13 protein-coding genes are annotated in these 22,504 nt (G+C 46.6%); 3 read left to right on the forward strand and 10 right to left on the reverse strand.

Features of this window, described 5'->3' with window-relative positions; translation table 11 throughout:
* Positions 1 to 127: 127 nt before the first annotated feature.
* The 10 genes from AB4405_RS00735 to gltB (AB4405_RS00780) all read right to left on the reverse strand — a co-directional run bounded on the left by AB4405_RS00735 (position 128) and on the right by gltB (AB4405_RS00780) (position 18,087).
* Positions 128 to 1,597 carry an ATP-binding cassette domain-containing protein gene (locus tag AB4405_RS00735; protein WP_372059231.1) on the reverse strand — a complete coding sequence of 490 codons (1,470 nt, stop codon included), beginning with the start codon at positions 1,595 to 1,597 and terminating at the stop codon, positions 128 to 130.
* A gap of 145 nt (positions 1,598 to 1,742) precedes the next feature.
* Positions 1,743 to 2,360: a TRIC cation channel family protein gene (locus AB4405_RS00740; RefSeq protein ID WP_102468350.1), complete on the reverse strand. Its 618-nt coding sequence runs from the start codon at positions 2,358 to 2,360 to the stop codon at positions 1,743 to 1,745.
* A gap of 145 nt (positions 2,361 to 2,505) precedes the next feature.
* Entirely contained in the window at positions 2,506 to 3,330 is an 825-nt protein-coding gene (btuF, locus tag AB4405_RS00745; protein ID WP_372059232.1) for a vitamin B12 ABC transporter substrate-binding protein BtuF, read from the reverse strand.
* Positions 3,331 to 3,333: 3 nt separating this feature from the next.
* Positions 3,334 to 4,287 (reverse strand): cobalamin biosynthesis family protein, encoded by a 954-nt coding sequence (locus AB4405_RS00750; RefSeq protein ID WP_372059233.1) that lies wholly within the window; start codon positions 4,285 to 4,287, stop codon positions 3,334 to 3,336.
* A gap of 164 nt (positions 4,288 to 4,451) precedes the next feature.
* Positions 4,452 to 5,147, reverse strand: a complete 696-nt coding sequence (gene mtnN, locus AB4405_RS00755) for a 5'-methylthioadenosine/S-adenosylhomocysteine nucleosidase (RefSeq protein ID WP_372059234.1) — start codon at positions 5,145 to 5,147, stop codon at positions 4,452 to 4,454.
* 71 nt (positions 5,148 to 5,218) lie between these two features.
* Complete coding sequence (locus AB4405_RS00760) at positions 5,219 to 5,665, reverse strand: DUF1499 domain-containing protein (RefSeq protein ID WP_372059235.1); 447 nt, start codon at positions 5,663 to 5,665, stop codon at positions 5,219 to 5,221.
* Between the two features lie 51 nt (positions 5,666 to 5,716).
* Positions 5,717 to 7,129, reverse strand: a complete 1,413-nt coding sequence (locus AB4405_RS00765) for an FAD-dependent oxidoreductase (protein ID WP_372059236.1) — start codon at positions 7,127 to 7,129, stop codon at positions 5,717 to 5,719.
* Positions 7,130 to 7,147: 18 nt separating this feature from the next.
* On the reverse strand, positions 7,148 to 11,611 hold the full coding sequence (gltB, locus tag AB4405_RS00770; protein ID WP_372059237.1) for a glutamate synthase large subunit: 4,464 nt from the start codon (positions 11,609 to 11,611) through the stop codon (positions 7,148 to 7,150).
* 459 nt (positions 11,612 to 12,070) lie between these two features.
* On the reverse strand, positions 12,071 to 13,540 hold the full coding sequence (locus AB4405_RS00775) for a glutamate synthase subunit beta (RefSeq protein ID WP_372059238.1): 1,470 nt from the start codon (positions 13,538 to 13,540) through the stop codon (positions 12,071 to 12,073).
* Positions 13,540 to 18,087: a glutamate synthase large subunit gene (gltB, locus tag AB4405_RS00780; protein WP_372059239.1), complete on the reverse strand. Its 4,548-nt coding sequence runs from the start codon at positions 18,085 to 18,087 to the stop codon at positions 13,540 to 13,542. Before gltB (AB4405_RS00780) ends, AB4405_RS00775 begins: the two co-directional genes overlap by 1 nt.
* A 527-nt stretch (positions 18,088 to 18,614) precedes the next feature.
* Here gltB (AB4405_RS00780) and AB4405_RS00785 point away from each other — a divergent pair.
* The 3 genes from AB4405_RS00785 (at position 18,615) to AB4405_RS00795 (ending at position 22,446) form a co-directional block, all read left to right on the forward strand.
* The gene (locus AB4405_RS00785; protein ID WP_102468359.1) at positions 18,615 to 19,553 is read left to right on the forward strand and encodes a TIGR01212 family radical SAM protein; all 939 of its coding nucleotides are present in this window, start codon (positions 18,615 to 18,617) and stop codon (positions 19,551 to 19,553) included.
* A gap of 68 nt (positions 19,554 to 19,621) precedes the next feature.
* Positions 19,622 to 21,973, forward strand: a complete 2,352-nt coding sequence (gene arcB, locus AB4405_RS00790) for an aerobic respiration two-component sensor histidine kinase ArcB (protein WP_372059240.1) — start codon at positions 19,622 to 19,624, stop codon at positions 21,971 to 21,973.
* Between the two features lie 2 nt (positions 21,974 to 21,975).
* Positions 21,976 to 22,446 carry a hypothetical protein gene (locus AB4405_RS00795; RefSeq protein ID WP_102468361.1) on the forward strand — a complete coding sequence of 157 codons (471 nt, stop codon included), beginning with the start codon at positions 21,976 to 21,978 and terminating at the stop codon, positions 22,444 to 22,446.
* Positions 22,447 to 22,504 lie beyond the last annotated feature (58 nt).

A 22,504-nucleotide genomic window follows, 5' to 3' on the forward strand; every position in this document is an offset into this window, starting at 1 on the left:
CATACATCGTTGGTCGGTCACTCTTATTGACGGTATTTGAACCCAATAACGTCTTTGGTCATATTATTGTCTATTTTTCCCGCTAGCTTCTGGCAAAAAATTTTGAGAAAAATAGACAATGACAATATTAGCCTTTATTTAGTTTTCTCGGCTGAGTGATTTTTATCTGATATCCATCGTCATCAGCATTTGGAACAAAATCAACAAAGTGTTGAATGCTATCGAGTTCATCTTCTACATAATGTGAGACATACAAGAGTTGGCTCAGGTTTTCTTTAGCGATCATATTGAGCGCATTCATGACTAACTTTCGCCCCAGATAATCAAGTCCTTGGTAGGGTTCATCAAGAATCAGAATGGTGGGTTGTTTTATGATCGCCCTAGCGATCAATAACAGGCGTTGTTGACTGTATTCAAGCGACTTAAATGAGCAACGAGCCAGTTCATTCATGTGCAGCAGCGTTAGCCATTCTTTGGCTGTATCAATCTGTTTTTTGGTGGGTTTGTCGTACAACCCAATTGAGTCAAAAAAGCCAGAAAGAAGGACGTCAAGTGCGTTGCAACTGACACGGTATTGAAGGTGTAGAGCAGATGAGACCATTCCCGTGTGTTGCTTGATGTCCCAGACGGTTTCTCCGCTGCCTCGTTTCATATCATAAATATGAATATCGTTGCTATAGCATTGCGGATGATCCCCAAATATCAGCCCGAGTAAGGTGCTTTTTCCACAACCGTTTGGGCCGCGAACCTGCCAATGTTCGCCATGGCATATTTGCCAGTTCACATCGGAAAATATTTTTTGATCGACATACTCCACGCAGCCATCGGTAATACGAACGAGTGGGTCACTAAATTTAGGGGCGTGTTGATGCTTACGTATTAAGGTCAGCCATTGCTCGCTTTGTTGTGCCGACTGTGACAATAACTGCGCGATAATTGGATGGCTAATCCATTGCTGATAGGTGAGCTGTTCTTTTAAGGTGCCTTTTTCAAATAATGCAACATGATTGACCCAAGCTGGGATCTCGTCCTCTCGAGAAGTCACGATGATGAGCTGTATATAAGTAGCAAGATCGTGAAGGTACCCAGTGAGCATTTTACGATGCAATTGGTCGAGACCAACAAAGGGTTCATCGAGAATCAATACTTGGGGGGAGGTGGATAGGGCTCGAGCCAGCATGACGCGGCGAGTTTCGCCCGTCGACAGCTGTTTGAATCCTCGCTCTTTTAGGTGGAGTAAGTCTAACTCTTGCATCAACTGCTGAACAATCACTGGGTTATCACATTGCTCCGAAACCAATTGCTCGACGGTGCGACCGTAATCGATTCGATCCATAAAGTCGGTATCATCATTCGCATGCTCAAGCTCAAGTAAGCGCTGTTGTTCGGTCAGGGAGACTTGTGCAATTTTATCGGTATAGGTATCGAGACAACCTGAGTCCAACTGAATTTCATTGCACAATAGATCGCCAATCAAGGAGCCGACGTTACCTTCGGTCTCAAAAACGCCCCAATGCTGGCCTTCTAAAAGCTGCCAAGATGGGATATTCAGTGTTTGTGTATGATGAAAATGGACCTGATCGAATGTGATAGCCATGAGACCTCCTTACCTCGAATGAATCTACCTGACCGTAATGACATAATCACAATACGGTGAGTATTCAACATACTAAAGCTGCAGGAGAATTTGAAGTGGGAATGTCAGAGAATCGATATCTCTGACATCCTGAGGAGCCGGAGGGTTATTTGTCCAGTGCGAACGTGGGCAGTGAAAGCTGCCAGCGAATCGCGCCTAGTCGAATGATAAGTGTCGTGATGACGCAACTTAAAAAGGCACTTTCTGGCGTCGCACCTAACATCAATGTTGTGGTGTAAAATACGCCACCAATAATACAGGCTGTCGCATAGACTTCTCTACGCAGCACCATTGGGATCTCTCGGGCCAGTACATCACGGATGATACCGCCGCCGCAGCCAGTAATGACACCCATTATAATCGCAACAAGCGCCGAATCTTGATAGCTTAATGCTTTTTCGACACCAATACCGACAAAAACAGCCAATCCAATGGCATCAGAAACGGGCAATACCCACCATGGCAAGCGACGTGGATGTCTGACAAGCATCATCGTCAATAAACAGGTGATAATAATCACCCATAAGTAGGTCGTATCTGTGATCCAAAATACAGGGGTTGCGCCTAATGCCATATCACGAATAGTACCGCCACCAATCGCGGTCACACTGCCTAATACCATTACGCCAAAAGGATCCATCCTTAGCCTTCCTGCGAGGATCACTCCGGATATCGCAAATACCATTGTGCCGAATAAATCGACGAAATAGAGCATGGAGTCCACGGTTATATACCCATTGAAGAATTGAACGGAAAAAGTGCGGCAATTTTACGGCAATTATTACCAATTCGCACCTTATCTTCTTTAAAACCTCTATAAATTCGCGCTATATCTTTTGTTAAGGTATTTATCGGCAGATACTCGTCATTTATCCGCGATTTTTTCGAATGGTATCGAAATGATGGCAGACCTGCTCAATCGCGAGCAATGTGCGTGGTGTAGGGCGGTTGAGCCAATCAGAGGTTAGCGTCCACATGTGTTGTTGCTTTACTGCGGGTAACTCAGATGACCATTGCTGCCACATTCCGCCATCTTTTATGGCATGCTCTGAGCTAAAAATAGCGTCGGGCTGTCTTACAATAACTTGTTCTGGACTGACTTGAGGATAAGGGGCTTTGCTGTGAGAAAAAATATTCTCTCCACCACAAAAACTGAAAACCTCACTGGGCCAACTGCCTTGCGCTAGGGTAATGATTGGCTTTTCACTTAGTTGATAGAAGTAGCTGACAGGCTCATTGGTGTTGCTGTTGGACTTTAGCTGCTTCAATTTTTTGCGAAAGTCATCAGCGGCTTGCTGGCCAATGCTTGGGTCACGAGCATAGACACTAAGCGCTTCAATATTATCAGCGATATTTTCTAGTGTCTTTGTCTTTGAGTACACGAGGTTAAAACCAAGCTGTTTGAGTTTATCAAGTTCACGCGCTGGGTTACCGGCAGGCCATGCGAGAATGAGGTCCGGTTCTAGGGCGACAATGCGCTCCAATTTTATGCCTTGGTAATTGGCAACACGTTCTAGATCTTTCGCTTCTTCGGGGTAATCACTGTACTCGCTAACCGCAATGAGTTGGTCACCTAATCCTGCCGCGTAAGCCAGTTCAGTGGCGTGGGGAGCAAGACTAATGACTCGCTGGGCGACAGCCCAGGCTGGTGATGTGATGCTGAAAATGACCAATGACAACAACAGTCGTTTCATTAACTAAAATCCTTGATAAATGATGAACATGATACTGCTTTGAATCATTATCCAAGCGCAGATACGCCAAGCGATATCTTTTTGTAGTTGGGCTAGGTGATAAGCAGCAGGGGCGACTTTGCCACCAATACGGGCGCGTTGATACTTTGTTGTACCGTACATAGCAGGCCCTCCTAGTGCTAAGCCAAACTTATTCGCATACCCACAGAGTAACCAGTTGGTTACGGTGTTGTGCCAGGTTCTACTTTGTTCGATAGTCGCCGCAATCAGTTGTCTTGAGGTGCCGACCATAATTAAAAGAGAAAATAATTTTTGCGGCAATATATCGAGCACCAAAAATACCGTAACCGCGGGTTTTCCGAATACTTGGTAATGGGGTTTACTTGGACTCCAGGTGCGCGCCAATTCCATCATTAAGCGGTAAAGCAGTGCGCCAACGCCTCCTAGTATTCCGTACCAAAAAAGAACCCCGATAACACGTCTTGAATACCCTAAAATCAGGGTTTCTGCTGATGCCTTCCCTAAACCGAGTAAGGACAACGATGAGGTATCTCTGTTGACGTTGTCTTGTAATATGAGACGCGCACGGACTTTATCTTCGTGTGACAAGGTTTGGATAAGTTGCTGTGCCAAGGTCTCATTGGTTCGCCAGTCGAGTGCGAGTAATAGCAGCGCTAGTTGATAAAACTGGGCCTGCCACGCCAGTGACTGCATGGCGATTAATACCGCAATTGCGGGAACAATAAACAATGTCAGAGCGAGTACGCCGGACAACATTTGTTGAGATGGGGTGGCGTTGGGAGGGTTCACTTTGTTGGCTATCAGGTGCGCTAGGCGTTGCCAATAATAAACGGGATGTGCACTTTTAGGTATGGGTAACAACAGATGAAAACCAAGCGCGCCCCACATGACGAGGAGCGCCCCATTGGCATAGAAACTCTCAAAAAAAGAGCTCATGAACAAATCCTTGTTAAAGACTATCCTAACGTCGTTTTGGGGCCATGTTATGGCTTTCCAAAACGATGTTTATTTAAGTGATGGTCTACCTAGGCAATGCTTTACTCAAGTGACGATTTACTTAAGTGGTTGTTACCTAGGTTAGCGCTTAATTGAGTTATCGCTTATTTAAGCAGACTCACCATGTTGATGACCATTTCAGAGGAGCTTTTTGCTGCGAGTGGCAGGAACTCTTCAAAACTCATTGGTGATTCTTTGTCTGCGATATCTGAGATGGCACGAACCACGACAAATGGGGTATCAAACTGGTGGCAAGTCTGTGCGATAGCCGATGCTTCCATCTCAACGGCGATAACACCAGGGAAGTTATTGCGAATCACGGCTTGACGCTCTGGGCGACAAACAAATTCATCACCCGTGCAGATGAGACCACGTACGGCGTGTTGTCCTTCCATTTGCTTTAGCGCTTGTTCAGCGACGTTCATGAGCTTCTCATCAGCGGTGAATGCCGCTGGTTGACCTGCCATTTGACCAATCTCATAGCCGAATGCAGTCACGTCAGCATCATGGTGACGAACTTCTGTTGAGATAACGACGTCACCATGGTTAAGAGAGGACTCAAAGCCACCGGCTGAACCGGTATTAATCACAACATCAACTTGGTAATCGCTAAGAAGAATGGTCGTACCGACGGCCGCAGCCACTTTACCAATACCTGATTGAAGCAGCACAATATCCGCACCGTCTAGCTGGCCAGTGTAGAACGTACAGCCGCCTTTAATCTGTTGCTCAAGGTTAGTCAAAGCAGATTTTAAAATGGACACTTCTTGTTCCATTGCGCCAATAATGCCAATTTTCATGGTGACTCTCTAAGTTGGATAGGTAATTGGCATGCAGTATAGCAACTTCGATAGGTTTGCCCAACGCTTGGTCAAGGATTTGTAATAACTAACCCAGTCTCAATTAACTTACTACGAAACTGTTCGACACGTTCTCGGTTTACCTTGAAATCGTAATACCCAATGCGTGCTTCAGAGCGAACGAGTAACTCGCCATTCTGAATTTTCACTTCCATATCATCGGTATAGCCGAACACTTTGGATTGGTATTCTACTCGTAAATAGTCGGATTTTTTATCCGCCACAGTGGCGCGTGGAAAACTCAAAGCAACCGATTCAATTTGATTGATGCTCACATCATCAGCTAGTGGGAATGGTGCGAGCTTAAATTCTTCACGAGAGTCTTGCGTAGAGACGCAGCGAGGACTGTCACCGCAAGGCTGCGCTGTTCTATCTACCATGTTTGTTGTTGACGAACTGCATGCGGTCAACGAGAGAATTATTGTGGTGAGTACAGATGCTTTGACGGTTTTATTCATGATGACTACCCCATAAAAAAGCCTGATATTACCAGGCTTGAAACGTACGTATTATATGTCTAAGAAGTCTAGTATGCCTTCAGCCGCTTTTCGCCCCTCATCAATCGCGGTAACGACTAAATCGGAACCTCTCACCGCGTCTCCTCCGGCGAAAATCTTAGGGTTTGACGTTTGGAATTGATAGGTCTGTTTCGACGCCGCGCAAATTCGACCCCATTTATCCAGCTCAACGCCATGGGGGGCTAGCCAGCTCATTTTATGAGGTTGGAAACCAAATGCCATGATGACGGCGTCCGCTTTTAAAGTATGTTCGCTACCAGCCACTGGTTCTGGACGTCGTCTGCCGGCTTCATCGGGCTCGCCTAAGGCGGTTTTCACCATTTTAATTCCCGCTACGTGACCATTGCCATCAAGCTCAATACCAAGTGGTTGCAGGTTGAACTTAAATCTAACGCCTTCCTCTTTAGCATTTTTTACCTCACGTCGTGAACCAGGCATATTGGCCTCATCCCGTCGGTAGGCACAAATGACACTATCGGCATCTTGTCGTATTGATGTTCGTACACAATCCATCGCCGTATCACCACCGCCTAATACAATGACTTTTTTACCTTTCATGTCGAGAAATGGTGTTGTCGTAGGGAGTCCCATAACACGGTAGGTATTGGATACTAGGAATGGCAGTGCATCATAAACCCCGGGAGCCTCTTCGTTTTCTAGACCCGCTCTCATATTTTTGTAAGTACCGACTCCCAAGAACACGGCGTCGTAATCGCTAATGAGCTCTGACATCTCAACGTCTTTGCCAATATCGGTGTTGAGCCTAAACTCTACGCCCATATCAGTGAAAATACGGCGACGATTGAGCATCACGTCTTTTTCTAATTTGAAGGAGGGGATACCAAAGGTGAGGAGACCACCAATCTCGGGGTAACGGTCAAAGACAACAGGTTTGACACCATTACGAACAAGCACATCGGCAGCGGCAAGGCCTGCAGGGCCGGCACCAATAATAGCGACTTTTTTATCGCTCCATTCAACATGAGAAACGTCTGGTTTCCAACCCATTTCGAAGGCTTTGTCTGTGATGAACTTTTCGACATTACCGATGGTGACCGCACCAAAATCGTCATTTAAGGTGCAAGCCCCCTCACATAAGCGATCTTGAGGACATACTCGGCCACATACCTCGGGTAGGCTGTTGGTTTGATGAGAGAGCTCGACGGCTTCAATTATGCGCCCCTCATTGGCAAGTTTGAGCCACTGAGGGATGTAGTTATGTACGGGGCATTTCCATTCACAATAAGGATTACCGCAGTCAAGGCAGCGATCGGCCTGAGCCGTGGCTTGTTGCTTGGTAAACGGTTCGTATATCTCTACGAACTCAATCTTGCGGATTTTCAGCGGTTTTTTTGCCGGGTCGATACGACTCACATCGATGAATTGATAGACGTTCTGGCTCATAATTCTAGCTCCTTGCCATTATTGGGCTTGAACGCGCAGCTCGGCGGCGCTTCGGCTTTGGTGACCCAACAGCGTACGCAAATCGGCCGCTTTCGGTTTAATCAGGTAGAACTTCGGAATCCATTCATCAAAGTTCGCCAATATATTTTCTGCATGCACTGATCCGGTTTCCTCAAGGTGCTCTGCTATCAATCCACGCAAGTGCTCTTGATGGATATACAAGTCGGCCAGCGCTAAAGCCTCGACAGATTCTGTGTTTACTCGACCATTAAAGTCCTCATTGGTATCGAGCACATAGGCAAACCCGCCAGTCATACCTGCGCCAAAGTTAACGCCTGTCGCACCTAAAATCGCGACGATACCCCCAGTCATGTATTCGCAGGCATTGTCACCAGCGCCTTCAACGACGGCAATGGTGCCAGAATTTCGAACGCCAAAGCGCTCACCTGCGGTCCCTGCTGCAAACAGTTTCCCACCGGTTGCTCCGTAGAGGCAGGTGTTGCCGATGATGGTGGCTTCATTACAGACAAATGTGGTACCCACGTGAGGCTTTATCGTAATTTTCCCTCCTGCCATGCCTTTCCCTACATAATCATTGGCATCGCCAGTGAGATAAATGTCGACCCCACCGGCGTTCCAAACGCCAAGCGATTGGCCTGCGGTTCCGTCAAGATGAAGTTCAATGGGGGAGCTGGCCATGCCCTGATTGCCATAACGCTTAGCGATCTCGCCCGAAAGTCTAGCGCCCAGCGAGCGGTCAGTATTGCGGACGTTGTAGTAGAAACTCGATGACTGCCTTGATTCAACCGCATCAAGGGCATCTTCGACAATTTGACTATTCAGTTCGGCCTTGTCGAACGGATGGTTGGGCTGAGTCCAATACAACGGCAGTTGTTGCGAAGAAACAGGCGAGTCTAGAATACCAGATAGATCAAGCTTACTTTGTTTGGCCGTTAGCCCCTCTGTGACGTCTAATAAGTCCGTTCGACCAATAAGGTCAGTGAGTTTTTCTACGCCAAGCTGTGCAAGCAGTGCTCTCACTTCTTCGGCTAACCCTGTGAAATAGTGGACAACCATTTCTGGCAGTCCCTTAAAATACTCATTACGCAGGGTTTCATCTTGAGTTGCCACCCCTGTCGCGCAGTTATTGAGGTGGCAAATTCGGAGAAATTTACACCCCATCGCGACCATAGGTGCGGTACCAAAACCAAAGCTTTCCGCGCCCAAGATTGCCGCTTTGACGACGTCAAGACCGGTTTTTAAGCCCCCATCTACTTGTAGGCGGATTTTGTGCCGCAAGCCATTAACGACTAGGGCTTGTTGGGTTTCAGCAAGCCCTAGTTCCCAAGGGCTGCCAGCGTATTTAACTGAAGTTAGTGGGCTCGCAGCCGTTCCCCCGTCATAACCGGAAATAGTGATGAGGTCGGCATAAGCCTTAGCCACGCCGGTGGCAATCGTGCCCACCCCAGGTTCTGAGACCAGTTTGACGGAAATGAGTGCTTGCGGATTGACCTGCTTGAGATCGAAGATCAATTGCGCAAGATCTTCAATGGAATAGATGTCATGGTGAGGAGGCGGAGAAATCAAGGTAACGCCTTGCACGGAATAGCGTAATTTGGCTATTTCAGCGGTGACTTTATGGCCGGGTAGTTGACCGCCTTCGCCGGGCTTAGCACCTTGTGCGACTTTGATTTGCAACACATCGGCATTGGTGAGGTAGTGGGGGGTGACACCAAACCGACCAGACGCAATTTGTTTGATTCGAGAATTACGAGTCGTGCCAAATCGACGGGGGTCTTCCCCACCTTCTCCGGAATTAGAGTAGCCTCCAAGTTGGTTCATCGCCATCGCAAGTGCTTCGTGAGCCTCGGGACTTAACGCGCCGATCGACATTGCTGCAGAGTCAAAACGCTTGAATAGGTCGCTGGTGGGCTCAACGGCAGTCAAAGCGAGTGGGGTGGCGATGGATTTTAACGTCATTAAATCTCGCAGCATCGCGATGGGGCGAGCATTCACTTGTTTGGCAAATGATTGATAGTCTTGATTATCACCCGTTTTTACCGCGTGCTGCAGCGTGCTCACAACGTCAGGGTTATAGGCGTGATATTCACCACCATGGACATATTTAAGTAAACCACCTTGTTCAATGGGTTTGCGCTTTGTCCATGCTTTACGAGATAAGTTGAAGATATCTTGTTGGAAATCGTCAAAATTTGCGCCTTGAATACGAGCAGTTACTCCCTTGAAACAAAGGTCAACGATGTCGTTATGGAGCCCAACGGCTTCGAAAAGCTGCGAACAACGATATGACGCCACCGTTGAAATACCCATCTTCGACATAATCTTATATAGGCCTTTGTTGATGCCATTCTGGTAGTTTTGCATCACGACGCGATAGGGTTTATCGAGTGCGCCATCATCGATCATCTTGCCAAGTGCTTCATACGCGAGATACGGATAAATGGCCGTTGCGCCAAAACCAAGTAGTACCGCGAATTGGTGTGGGTCACGTGCGGTGGCGGTTTCAACTAAAATATTGGCATCACAGCGAACGTTGGCATCAATGAGGCGGGTTTGTACAGCGCCAACGGCCATAGCCGCCGGTATTGGAAGGTGGCCTTTGATTAGGGCTCGGTCGGAAAGCACTAATAGCACCGTGCCTTCTTTGACGGCTTTTTCTGCCTGATCACATAAATTGAGTAATGCCTGTTTAAAGTCGTAGTGCTGCGGATCAAAGTTGATGTTGAGTACGGAATGTTGATAATGCTGGTCACTGAGTTGGAGCAGTTGCTGCATATCAGAGTGAAGCAAGACGGGAGAACCAAAAGCAACACGATAAGCGTGCCCGTCCGTTTCGCAAAATACGTTCATCTCTTGTCCGACGCTGGTGGCCAGTGACATAACGTGTTTCTCTCGAAGCGGATCGATTGGCGGATTGGTCACCTGAGCAAATTTCTGCCGGAAGTAGTCAGTGATCAGCCTTTCTTTGGATGATAATACCGCCATTGGGGTGTCATCGCCCATCGAACCTACCGCTTCTTGACCCATATCACCGAGTACCCGAAGGACTTGATCGGTTTCTTCATTGCTCATGGCGAATTGTTTTTGGTAAGTACTCAACAAGTTTGCATCAAAGTCTCTCTGACCAATATCTTCATCAGGTAGCTCGGAAAACGGTGTTAATTTATGAACGTTGTTGTCCATCCATTCGCGATACGGGTGGCGACTTTTTAGGTCGTTATCGATCTCTTCTGAATGCCAAAGCTTACCATCTTGTGTATCGACGACGAGCAATTCGCCTGGCCCGACCCGACCTTTTTCTACCACTTCATCTGGGGCGTAATCCCAAATTCCCACCTCTGAAGCTAGGGTGATGAGGTTATCTTTTGTGATGACATAGCGAGCAGGACGCAAGCCATTGCGGTCGAGATTACAGGCCGCGTAGCGACCGTCTGATAATACGATACCTGCCGGTCCGTCCCATGGCTCCATGTGTTTGGAGTTGAAATCATAGAAGGCGCGAAGGTCTGGGTCCATATCTGGGTGGTTTTGCCATGCTGGTGGTACTAGCATTCGCATGGCTCTAAATATGTCCATACCGCCAGATAAAAATAGGTCAAGCATATTGTCGAGACTTGATGAGTCCGACCCCGTTTCGTTGACAAAAGGCGCGGCGGTTTGTAAGTCAGGTAACAGGGGAGATGCAAATTTATAAGCTCTCGCTTTTGCCCATTGACGGTTGCCTTCAATAGTATTGATCTCACCATTGTGCGCCAGATATCGGAAAGGTTGTGCCAGTGGCCAGCGGGGCTGAGTATTGGTGGAAAATCGCTGGTGAAACAAACAGATCGCCGATTCCATACGAAGATCGGCGAGATCGAGGTAGAAGCGAGGAAGATCCGCAGGCATGCACAGCCCTTTGTAGACGATCACTTGGGTGGACAGGCTACAGATGTAGAATTCACTGTCATCACTGGTACGTTTTTCAATACGCCTGCGAGCAATATATAAACGACGTTCAACATCTTGTTCACGCCATCCTGCTGGTGCTGATATAAAGACCTGCATGATGTTGGGTAGGGAATCGTTCGCAATGGGGCCTAAGACCGCTGGATTTATTGGTACGACTCGCCATCCTGAGATCGTCAGTGTTTCTTGAGCTAACTCCTGAGCAATCACGTCTTTGGTTGTCTGTGCTTTAATCGGGTCATTGGAGAGAAACAGCATACCGACAGCGTACTGCTTCCCTAGATTCCAATGATTTTCTTGGCCAAGTAGTCGAAAGTAGCTGTCGGGTTTTTGTAGTAATAAGCCGCAACCATCCCCAGTTTTACCATCCGCTGCGATGCCGCCTCGGTGTGTCATTCGGTCAAGTGCTGAGATAGCCGTTCGTACTAATTTGTGGCTGGGTTGACCTTGCATGTGAGCAATAAGGCCAAATCCGCAGTTGTCCTTTTCAAGACTTGGGTCATAAAGAGCCATGGTCTTTCTCCCTTTGAACGTGCTGTCGTCCTGACAGTAAATTGATGCTTTTTAATGGTTTTTTTTATTATAAGAATCAAAATTCCATGAATAATGCATTTAACATATAGTGCGATTTTATTTATCACCAACGTCACAAGCTAATGCTTATGGCGATAAACGTCAAGTTTTCAGAAATTAGTCTCGTATAAATTAAAAAAACCATGCATTTATCTGCTACGGCTACGGCTACGGCTACGGCTACGGCTACGGCGTTATGACTTGTTGATATTGTGTAGAAACGTAGTTAGTGATAACGAATTAAATAGCAAAGGGTAGGCAGAGTACGCAGTAAGAGGGCCATCGCTGCAGTTTTTTGGTTACGACTTGTGGCTAGGTAAACAAAAAAGGCCAGCATAAGCTGGCCAAATTAGGAAGGAAATCTGCTGGCTGCTTATTCGCGCAGCCATGCATTTACCTTTAAGCGGAAAGCATTAAAGAATTTGCTTTTGCTTCAAGGTTGGTATTGCCCATTAGGAATTCATCAACAGAGCGTGCACACTCACGACCCTCATTGATGCAGCGAACAACCAAAGATTGGCCAGTACGCATATCACCCGCGGCAAATACGCCTTGTTGGTTAGTTTGGAAATCTTGTGTCGCGACATTGCCACGATCGTCAAGTTTTATATCAAGTTGCGCTAAAACACCGGTTGGTTCAGGGTGTAAAAAGCCCATTGCAAGGAATGCCAAATCACATGGAATGACACGTTCGCTGCCTGCTACTTCGTCAAAGCCTGGGCGTTCGCCTGGTTTTGCATCCTGCCATACGATATCGGCAATGCGTAGCCCAGTGACTTCACCTTTGTCATTACCAATAAACTCTTTGGTTAAGATGTTCCAATGACGTTCGCAGCCTTCCTCATGAGAGGTGGTTGTTTTCATGATCATTGGGTACTGTGGCCATGGCATGTTTGCAGGGCGTTTCTCTGGTGGGATCGGCATGATTTCCACTTGAGTAATGCTGCTAGCTTTATGACGATTTGAGGTGCCGACACAGTCAGAGCCCGTATCACCACCACCAATTACCACGACGTGTTTATCTTTGGCGTGAATCTCTTCGGTTTTCAGATCCATATCGTTAGCACGACGGTTGTTTTGACCTAAGAAATCCATCGCAAAGTGGACGCCTTGTAGCTCTCGACCCGGGATAGGTAAGTCACGAGGTACCGTTGAACCACCAGTCAGCAGAACAACATCAAAGTCTTGACGCAACTGTTGGGCGTTGATCTTGACGCCGATATGAGCGTTGACTTCAAATTTCACACCCGCATCCGCCATCAAATTGATCTTACGATCGATAACGTCCATGCCAAGTTTAAAATCAGGAATACCAAATCGCAGTAGGCCACCCACTTTCTCATCACGTTCAAAAACGGTCACAGAGTGTCCAGCGCTGTTAAGTTGTTCTGCAGCGGCAAGACCAGCAGGGCCCGATCCAACAATCGCGACCGTTTTGCCGGTACGGATACGCGGCTTCTTCGGTTTGGCATAGCCTTCACGATAGGCTGTCTCTACGATGGTTTTCTCGATATTACAGATTGTAATAGGATCTTGGTTGATTCCTAATACACAGGCACTTTCACAAGGTGCAGGGCAAACACGACCAGTGAACTCCGGGAAGTTATTGGTTGAGCTTAGGATGTTCCAAGCTTCTTCCCAGCTGTCGCGGAAAACCGCGTCATTGAATTCTGGAATAATGTTGCCAATAGGGCAGCCGTTATGACAAAACGGCACACCACAATCCATACAACGAGATGCTTGAGTATTGATTTTGTCACCAAACTCTTCGTTAAGCACAAACTCTTTGTTGTCTTCAATACGAACCGATGGATCGAGTTTGCTAGGCAACTCGCGACCATGTTCTAAAAATCCAGTAGGCTTACCCATTATACTGCCTCCACTTCTTCCGATTGTGCCTGTTGTGCTTCAGCTTTACGCTTTTGAAGTACCGCTTTGTAATCACGCGGCATGACCTTAACTAAAGAGGTTAGGTTTGCTTCAAAGTTTGCAAGGAAAGACTGAGCAACTTCACTTCCTGTGAATTCAACGTGCTTAGTTAGCATATCAAGCAGAAGATCTTTATCTTCTTGCTCGATTGGATCTAGGTCAACGAGCTCAGGGTTAAGCTTGGTTTCAAAGTCACCAGCTTTATCCCAAACATAAGCCACACCACCACTCATACCGGCAGCAAAGTTACGACCCGTTGAACCAAGGATAATTGCCGCGCCACCTGTCATGTATTCACAACCGTGGTCACCAACACCCTCAACAACAACCTTCGCACCAGAGTTACGAACACAGAAACGTTCACCAGCCATACCGCGAATGAAAGATTCACCTGAGGTCGCACCGTAGAAACATACGTTACCCACTACGATGTTGTCTTCAGCAACGATAGAAGATTTAGCATCTGGGTACAGTACCAAAGTACCGCCAGACAGACCCTTACCCCAGTAATCGTTCGCGTCGCCTTCTACTTCGAACTTAACGCCTTTCGCAAGGAACGCACCGAAAGATTGGCCAGCACTACCGTGGAACTTAACGTTCATTGGCTGTGGTAAACCGTGGTCTTTGTAAACCTTCGAGATTTCGTTCGACAGCATCGTGCCTGCTGAACGGTCCGTGTTGATGATAGGGAACTGAGCGGTAACGGCTTCACCTTTCTCAAGTGCTGGGGTTGCAGCCTGAATCAACTTACGGTCTAGAACGTCTTCAAGATTATGATTTTGTTTTGTCTGATTGTAGATACCATCTTCTGCACGAGCCTGCTCAATGTGCAGTACCGGTGTTAGATCTAGGTTCTTATACTTCCAGTGACCGATGTCATCACGAACTTTAAGTTTGTGCGATTGACCAACCATTTCGTCGATAGAACGGAAGCCAAGTTCAGCCATTACTTCACGTAAGCCTTCAGCCATGTATTGGAAGAACGTTACTACGTCTTCTACGCGGCCGTCGAAACGCTCACGAAGAGTTTTGTTTTGTGTTGCGATACCAACAGGACATGTATTCTTGTGACACTTACGCATCATGATACAGCCTTCAACAACTAGAGCTGCTGTTGCTACGCCCCATTCTTCAGCGCCAAGTAACGTTGCGACTGCAAGGTCACGTGGTGTTTTCATCTGACCATCAGACTGAACAACGATACGGTTACGTAGGCCGTTTTTCAGTAGTGTTTGGTGAGTTTCCGCTAGACCCAGTTCCCAAGGCAGACCTGTGTGACGGATAGAAGACATCGGAGATGCACCCGTACCACCATCAAAACCTGCGATAAGTACTACGTCAGCCTTCGCTTTCGCTACACCTGATGCAATCGTACCTACGCCAGCTTCTGATACTAGCTTCACGTTGACACGGCCGTTACGGTTCGCGTTTTTCAGGTCGTAGATCAGCTGAGCCAAATCTTCGATTGAGTAGATATCGTGGTGTGGCGGTGGAGAGATAAGACCTACGCCCGGAGTCGAGTGACGCGTTGCGCCGATCCAGTCATCAACCTTATCACCAGGTAGTTGACCACCTTCGCCAGGTTTCGCACCTTGAGCCATCTTGATTTGCAGCTCATCAGCGTTAGATAGGTAGTAAGACGTTACACCAAAGCGACCAGAAGCCACCTGTTTGATTGCTGAACGTTCCCAGTCACCGTTTTCTTTGCGTTCGAAACGTGCTGGATCTTCACCACCTTCACCTGAGTTTGATTTCGCGCCAATGCGGTTCATTGCAACAGCCAGTGTTGAGTGAGCCTCATGTGAGATTGAACCAAAGCTCATTGCACCCGTTGCGAAACGCTTAAGGATTTTCTCAATAGGTTCTACTTCTGCTAGAGGAATAGAGCCTGCTGGGTTCTTGATGAAATCAAGTTGGCTACGCAGTGTTGCTGCGTTGTCGCCTTGAGCATCAACGGCGTTCGCGTACTTTTTGAATTGACCGTAATCTTTGTTACGCGTCGATTCTTGAAGTAGAGAAATCGTTTCTGGGTTGAATAAGTGTTTCTCACCACGTTGTTTCCACTGGTAAACACCACCAACATCAAGTATTTGAGCTGGGATCTCACGAGTAGGGTAGCCGACACGGTGACGAACTAATACTTCGCGAGCGATATCATCGATCGTTAGACCTTGGATACGTGAAACCGTACCAGTGAAGTATTTTTCAACCACTGATTTGCTAATACCAAGAGCTTCAAAGATTTGAGCGCCGTGGTAAGACTGCAGTGTTGAGATGCCCATCTTCGAGAAGATCTTCAGTAGACCGCCGTTCACACCTTTACGGTAGTTATCGAACAACTCACGTGGGTGAAGGCTTGGGTCTAGCTTCTTCGTACGTTGTAGCTCAACAATTGTCTCGATGACTAGGTATGGGTTAACAGCGTTCGCACCATAACCAATAAGCGTTGCAAAGTGGTGTGTTTCACGAGCATCGCCCGTCTCAACCACGATGTCACACTTGGCACGTAAACCTTTACGGATGAGGTGATGGTGAACCGCGCCCACAGCCAGCATTGCTGGAATTGCAGCGTGGTTAGAATTAACGGCACGGTCTGTAAGCAAGATGATTGAGTAACCATCGTTCACCGCATCTTCTGCATATTGGCAGATACGTTTTAGTGCGCGTTCTAACTTGCCAGGCTCTTCGTTTGCTTGGAATACGATATCTAGCGTCTTCGCTTGAAGGTGCTCGTTATCGATAGCACGAAGTTTTTCTAGCTCAGAGTTAGAAAGAACAGGCGACTCAAGTTCTACTTTTTGACAATGTTCAGGGGTTTCTGCAAGGAGGTTCTGATCTTTACCTAGGTAAGTATTCAGAGACATCACCATACGCTCACGAATCGGGTCGATTGGTGGGTTGGTTACTTGTGCAAACAACTGCTTGAAGTAGTTTGAAAGGTGCTGAGATTGGTGAGAAAGAATCGCTAGCGGCCAGTCGGCACCCATTGCAGAAAGTGGCTCGTAGCCGGTTTTTGCAAGAGGGAGAATGATTTCATTCACTTCTTCCGAGCTAACACCAAATGATTGCTGTTTATGCAACAGTTTCTCTGGTGATGGCTGACTGAATTCGTTGCTCGCATCCGGCAGTTTTTTCAGGCTAAGTAGGTTTTCTGATACCCATTTCTCATATGGCTGCGCTTTAGCGATATCGTCTTTCACTTCTTCATCAGAAATGATGCGACCTTGCTCAAGGTCAGCAACGAAGATACGACCTGGCTGCAAGCGACCACGATATTCAACGTTTTCTGGTGCGATTTCTACCACACCCGACTCAGAGGCCATTACCAAGAAGTCGTCTTTTGTCACTGTGTAGCGAGACGGACGCAGACCGTTTCGGTCAAGCGTTGCACCGACTTGTACACCATCGGTAAAGCAGACTGAAGCAGGGCCATCCCATGGTTCCATGACGTTAGCGTGGTATTGATAGAACGCACGACGTGTTGGATCCATATTTTTGTTTTCTTGCCATGCTTCCGGAATCATCATCATCAAGGCATGTGGCAGGCTGCGACCAGAAAGAACTAGGAGCTCAAGTGCCATATCAAAGTTAGATGAATCTGAACTGCCTTCTTGGCAGATCGGAAGCAGCATGTCGATTTCAGCTTGTGAGAACAGATCCGATTCAAGGATTGCTTCACGGGCTTTCATCCAGTTGAGATTGCCTCGGACCGTATTGATTTCGCCATTATGTGCGATGTAACGGAATGGCTGTGCAAGACGCCAGCGAGGGAATGTGTTGGTAGAAAAGCGAGAATGCACGAGTGCAAGCGCAGTCACCATAGTTGGGTTTTGCAAATCGAGGAAGTACTGAGGCACCTGCTCTGTAGTGAGCTGACCTTTATATACCAGTGTCTTATAAGACATTGAGTTAATATAAAAATCATCACCAATATTTGAAATGCTCTCTAGGCATACACGAACGGTATAATTACGTAATACATAAAGCTTACGCTCAAGTTCTTCAGGCGTAATGCCCGGACCACCTGAAATAAAGACATGCTCAAACTGAGGTTCAGTACTTAGAGGATCGGTACCAATCATAGAGTTGTCGGTTGGTAGAACACGGTAGCCGATGACTTCAAGGTCAAGGCGCTGTGCATTGCGTTCTAGAATATCGCGACATTGTGCGCGTTTGTGCTCATCCTTAGGGAAAAGAACAACACCAACACCGTATTTTTCAAAAGAAGGTAGCTTGATGCCAAGCTTAACGGCTTCTTCTAAAAGAAATTCATGGGGTTTTTGCAGTAGGATACCAGCGCCATCACCACTACATGGATCACAGCCTTGTCCGCCTCGGTGTTCCATGCGAGCCAGCATGTCTAAGGCTTGGGTTACTACATCATGCGATTTACGGTTTTTAAGGTGAGCAACAAAACCGATACCACAAGCGTCATGCTCCAGTTCTGGAGTATACAGACCCTGTGTATTCTGCTCTCTATCTACCATAGATACTTCCTTCCAGTTAAATCCAGGCACAACAAAAGTGTGTGATTGTGCCTTGTCCTTTGTAATTCTGATTCTTGACTGCCAGAGGGGGCAGTGTCGATTCCATTCTGCATCTCGCAGGAAAAGTGTTGCGAGAAAAACAATCCGTGGTGATATCCCTCATCGTATACTCACTTTTTAGTGAATTATTTTGGCGGGAATGGGATATCGCCTTTCATTCTACTGATTCAAGCTGTAATCCTAACAGCAGATCGAGCAAAATTGTGTAAGTATCCTACAATTTTGTTCTCGGTAATTCCAACGAAAGTTTCTCTTGTAACCCATTTTTTTTATTTAAAATTGAATACAATCGATAACAAAAAGCTAACAATTGCCGATTTATTGTTGTTTTTGTGCATATTTATTGATTTTGATTAAGTCGATGTCATGGCCACGTTGCTACTGTGCCTGGTTTTATTTTGCAGGGATGTAATTAAATTTCAAAAATTAGAGTGATAGTCATTCTTATTTAATTGAGTTGGTTTGATATGCAATTACATGAGTTAGTTAATACGATCGGTCAAGATCTCCAGCGTCGCTATGGCGAAAAAGTACATAAATTGACCTTGCACGGCGGGTTCAGTTGCCCTAACCGGGATGGGACCATAGGGCGAGGAGGGTGTACATTTTGTAATGTGGCATCGTTTGCTAATGAAAACACCAGAATTCAGTCTATCCATGAGCAGCTTAATGACCGAGCGGGCGAGGTGAAGCGGGCCAAGAAATATTTGGCTTACTTTCAGGCATACACCAGTACCTATGCCGAGGTTCAAGTTCTCAAAAGCATGTATGAAGAAGCGCTTAAATATGCGGATATCGTCGGGTTGTGTGTGGGTACACGGCCAGATTGTGTCCCTGATGCGGTCTTGGAGTTACTTGCTGATTATGTAGAGCAAGGTTTTGAAATTTGGTTAGAGCTTGGACTGCAAACGGCACACAATCAAACGCTGAAGCGGATAAACCGCGGTCATGATTTTGAGGTGTATGATGCCATCACTAAGCGTGCTCGTGCGCTCGGCATCAAAGTGTGTACTCACCTTATTGTCGGCCTCCCTAAAGAAAGTAAACAAGATAACCTCGAGACCCTCGCTAAAGTGCTGGCAACGGGAACGGATGGTATTAAGTTGCATGGCTTGCATATTGTCGAGGGGAGCACCATGGCAAAAGCTTGGCATGCAGGGCGCTTAGAAGCCCCTGAGCTGGACTTCTATCTTGATGTAGCCAGTGAGATGATTCGGCGAACCCCTGCCGATATCGTTTTTCATCGTGTTGCCTCCTCAGCTCGAAGACCGACGTTGCTTGCGCCGCTGTGGTGTGAAAACCGTTGGTTGGCGATGACCGAGCTTGGCAAGCGGCTGTCTTTGTCAGGTTCACAAGGCTCTTTGATTGATAATGCCTTTGTTTATCACAAACCTACTCTCAAATAATTCGCCATTCGTGTGATGCAATGGGGTAAGTGATACACTTAGCCGAGTTGTTACGCACGGAGTGCTGAATGAAGCCCATCAAAAATCTTGCCCAATACTATGTCGACCTTTTGGTAAAGCTCGGCATTGTTCGTTTTTCTATCTTACTGGCACTTGCTTTAGTGGCCCTCGCCGTTGTGGTACAGGTTGCGATTACCCTTGTCCTGAATGGCAGAGTGGATGATATTGATATTGTTCGCTCGGTCTTTTTCGGCTTATTGATCACCCCGTGGGCGGTCTACTTTTTGTCGGTTGTCGTTGATCAGCTTGAAGAGTCGCGCCAGCGATTGGCAAAGATGGTCTCTAAATTAAAAGACATGCGATCTCGAGACCAAGACCTCAATATTAAGCTTCAACAGAACATCAGTAAGTTAAATCTCGAGATTGAAGAAAGGCAAAAGGCCGAAGATGCGCGAAAAGAAGCGATAAAAGATCTCGAAAATGAGGTGTACCAGCGAGAGCGGACACAGCTCGAGCTTGCAGAGCGGACAGCCTTACTGCGTTCATTTATTGATGCCTCTCCGGATTTGATTTATTACCGAAATGCAGAAGGGGTCTTTTCAGGTTGCAACAAGGCCATGGAAGAGCTTACCGGTAAAAAGGAAAAAGAACTCGTTGGGTTGACGCCTTGGGACGTGTATTCCGAAGAAATCGCTGAACAAGTTGTAGAGACCGATCATAAAGTCATGAGCAATAATCAAGCCCTGACTTATGAGCAATGGCTAGAATATCCCGATAGCAAGAAATGCTATTACGAACTGCGAAAAGTGCCATTTTACAGCAAAGATGGTCGCCACCTTGGCCTGGTTGGTTTTGGTCGCGATATTACAGAGAGAAAGCGTCATCAAGAGTCTCTAGAAAAAGCGAGTCGAGATAAAACAACATTCATATCAACGATTAGCCATGAATTACGTACCCCTCTTAACGGTATCGTCGGGCTAAGCCGAATGCTGCTTGATAGTTCTTTAGATCAAGAGCAACGCAATCATATGCAAACCATTAACGTCAGTGCGATTACTCTGGGCCATATTTTCAACGATATTATCGATATGGATAAGTTTGATCGCCGTAAGCTAGAGCTGTATCCAGAGGCGCTTAATTTTGACGATTTTATCATCGAGATAGAGAGCATCTCGGCCTTGATGGCTGAGCAAAAAGGATTACGTTTTGACTTAGAGCGGCTCACTGATCTGCCAGTCGGCATTAGTGTTGATGCGACACGATTGCGACAGGTGATCTGGAACCTTGTCAGTAATGCGATGAAATTCACCAAGCAAGGTGGTGTGGTCATGACGGTCAGCGCGGATGTTGTTGATGGGATGGCGCATATCATGATCGAGGTTGAGGACACAGGGGTCGGGATTCCTCAAGCTGAAGTCGATAAGATTTTTGCTATGTATTATCAAGTTAAGTCTAAGAAAGACAACTTGCATGCGGTTGGAACAGGGATCGGTCTTGCGGTCTCTCAACAGTTAATTCATATGATGGACGGTGATATTACGGTCGATAGTGAGGAAGGGTTTGGCAGTACATTTACGATATCGATTAACGTTCCGTGTGTCGACACCCTTCAATCAGAAGAGCGCATAGTAGAGTCTCAAAAGGGGTTGAATATTTTCATGCTTGAGGATATTGAGCTCAACATCACTGTTGCGCGTAGCCTATTGGAAAGTCTTGGTCACACGGTGACAGTGGCGATGTCCGGTCAAGAGGCCATCGATCTATTCCGGCCGGAAGATTACGATCTTGCCTTGCTTGATATTCAGTTGCCCGACATGAGTGGTTTTGATGTCGCTCAGCATTTCCGTGAAGCCTATGACTCTCTCCCCCCTTTGGTTGCTCTGACGGCGAATGTTATCAAGAACAAAAAGGATTACCTTGAACAAGGAATGGATGACGCAATTAGTAAGCCTTTAAGTGTTAAGGCGCTTACGGATGTCATTACTAACTTTGCTACTCCGACTGAATATAAATCGATAGAAGTCACAACGCAAAAGGATGAAGAATTGATGAGTAATAATAGTGAATTATACGAACGATTGCTTGATATCGGAATGCTTGATTCATACGTTGATATTGTCGGAACAAAGCCCGTTTTTGCTAGCATCGAGATGTTTGAAGAAATGATGCCCGGTTATATGGAGATTTTGCAATCAAACATGACGGCAAAGGACCAGCCCGGTATTACCTCTGAAGCTCATAAAATAAAAGGGGCGGCAGGGTCGATTGGCTTGAAAAGAATCCAGTCTGTAGCGCAGAAAGCTCAGTCGCCAGATTTGCCAGCATGGTGGGAGAACATTGAAGATTGGATTGAAGAAATAGAAAATGAATATCGCAATGACATTCAGGTATTAAAATCTTGGCTAGAAAGTAAGGGTTAATAATGAAAAAAACGATCACAACAATTGCATTGGCAATTGTGCTTGGTGGGTGTTCGTCATCGTCAGTGATGGATAACGACATGTGGATTGCAAAAGATACCGCAATGGTTGAACAACAAGCTATTTCATTGTCAGCTAACCTGTGGATTGACATGATGCCGAAGATTGGTGAAACACAGCCGTTGATGAAAGAGCAAATGCTTCATGGTGCACTTAATTTGAGTACCGAAAGTCAGCTACCAGCAGATATGGACGCAGTAAAAGTCGTGCTAAGACAAGATGGCGAGACATGGACATTGGATTCTGAGGATTTTGAGCTGCGTAACCATAGCGAAGAACAGTGGGAAATTGCATTTAAATGGCAGCTAGCCTTTAATAATTCCAAACCAATGGATGTGGCAGTGCTTCTGGTCAATAGTGACAAAGAGATTTGGTTGACGAATCAACAGGTGATGGTCGACACCGTCTATTGAGTCGGGTTTGACTGAGCAATGTCATGTTATTTGAGCTCAAATCGCCAAAAATAAAAAG

It is taken from the genome of Vibrio sp. 10N.261.51.F12 (genome assembly GCF_041471725.1).
Classification (GTDB): domain Bacteria; phylum Pseudomonadota; class Gammaproteobacteria; order Enterobacterales; family Vibrionaceae; genus Vibrio.

What these genes read in the sequence shown, in the direction of transcription:
- AB4405_RS00735 (WP_372059231.1), bottom strand. Translation starts at nt 1,597, where the DNA reads ATGGCTATCACATTCGATCAGGTCCATTTTCATCATACACAAACACTG.
- AB4405_RS00765 (WP_372059236.1), bottom strand. Translation starts at nt 7,129, where the DNA reads ATGAGCCAGAACGTCTATCAATTCATCGATGTGAGTCGTATCGACCCG.
- arcB (WP_372059240.1), top strand. Translation starts at nt 19,622, where the DNA reads ATGAAGCCCATCAAAAATCTTGCCCAATACTATGTCGACCTTTTGGTA.
- AB4405_RS00795 (WP_102468361.1), top strand. Translation starts at nt 21,976, where the DNA reads ATGAAAAAAACGATCACAACAATTGCATTGGCAATTGTGCTTGGTGGG.
- mtnN (WP_372059234.1), bottom strand. Translation starts at nt 5,147, where the DNA reads ATGAAAATTGGCATTATTGGCGCAATGGAACAAGAAGTGTCCATTTTA.
- AB4405_RS00760 (WP_372059235.1), bottom strand. Translation starts at nt 5,665, where the DNA reads ATGAATAAAACCGTCAAAGCATCTGTACTCACCACAATAATTCTCTCG.
- AB4405_RS00775 (WP_372059238.1), bottom strand. Translation starts at nt 13,540, where the DNA reads ATGGGTAAGCCTACTGGATTTTTAGAACATGGTCGCGAGTTGCCTAGC.
- AB4405_RS00750 (WP_372059233.1), bottom strand. Translation starts at nt 4,287, where the DNA reads ATGAGCTCTTTTTTTGAGAGTTTCTATGCCAATGGGGCGCTCCTCGTC.
- gltB (WP_372059239.1), bottom strand. Translation starts at nt 18,087, where the DNA reads ATGGTAGATAGAGAGCAGAATACACAGGGTCTGTATACTCCAGAACTG.
- btuF (WP_372059232.1), bottom strand. Translation starts at nt 3,330, where the DNA reads ATGAAACGACTGTTGTTGTCATTGGTCATTTTCAGCATCACATCACCA.
- gltB (WP_372059237.1), bottom strand. Translation starts at nt 11,611, where the DNA reads ATGGCTCTTTATGACCCAAGTCTTGAAAAGGACAACTGCGGATTTGGC.
- AB4405_RS00785 (WP_102468359.1), top strand. Translation starts at nt 18,615, where the DNA reads ATGCAATTACATGAGTTAGTTAATACGATCGGTCAAGATCTCCAGCGT.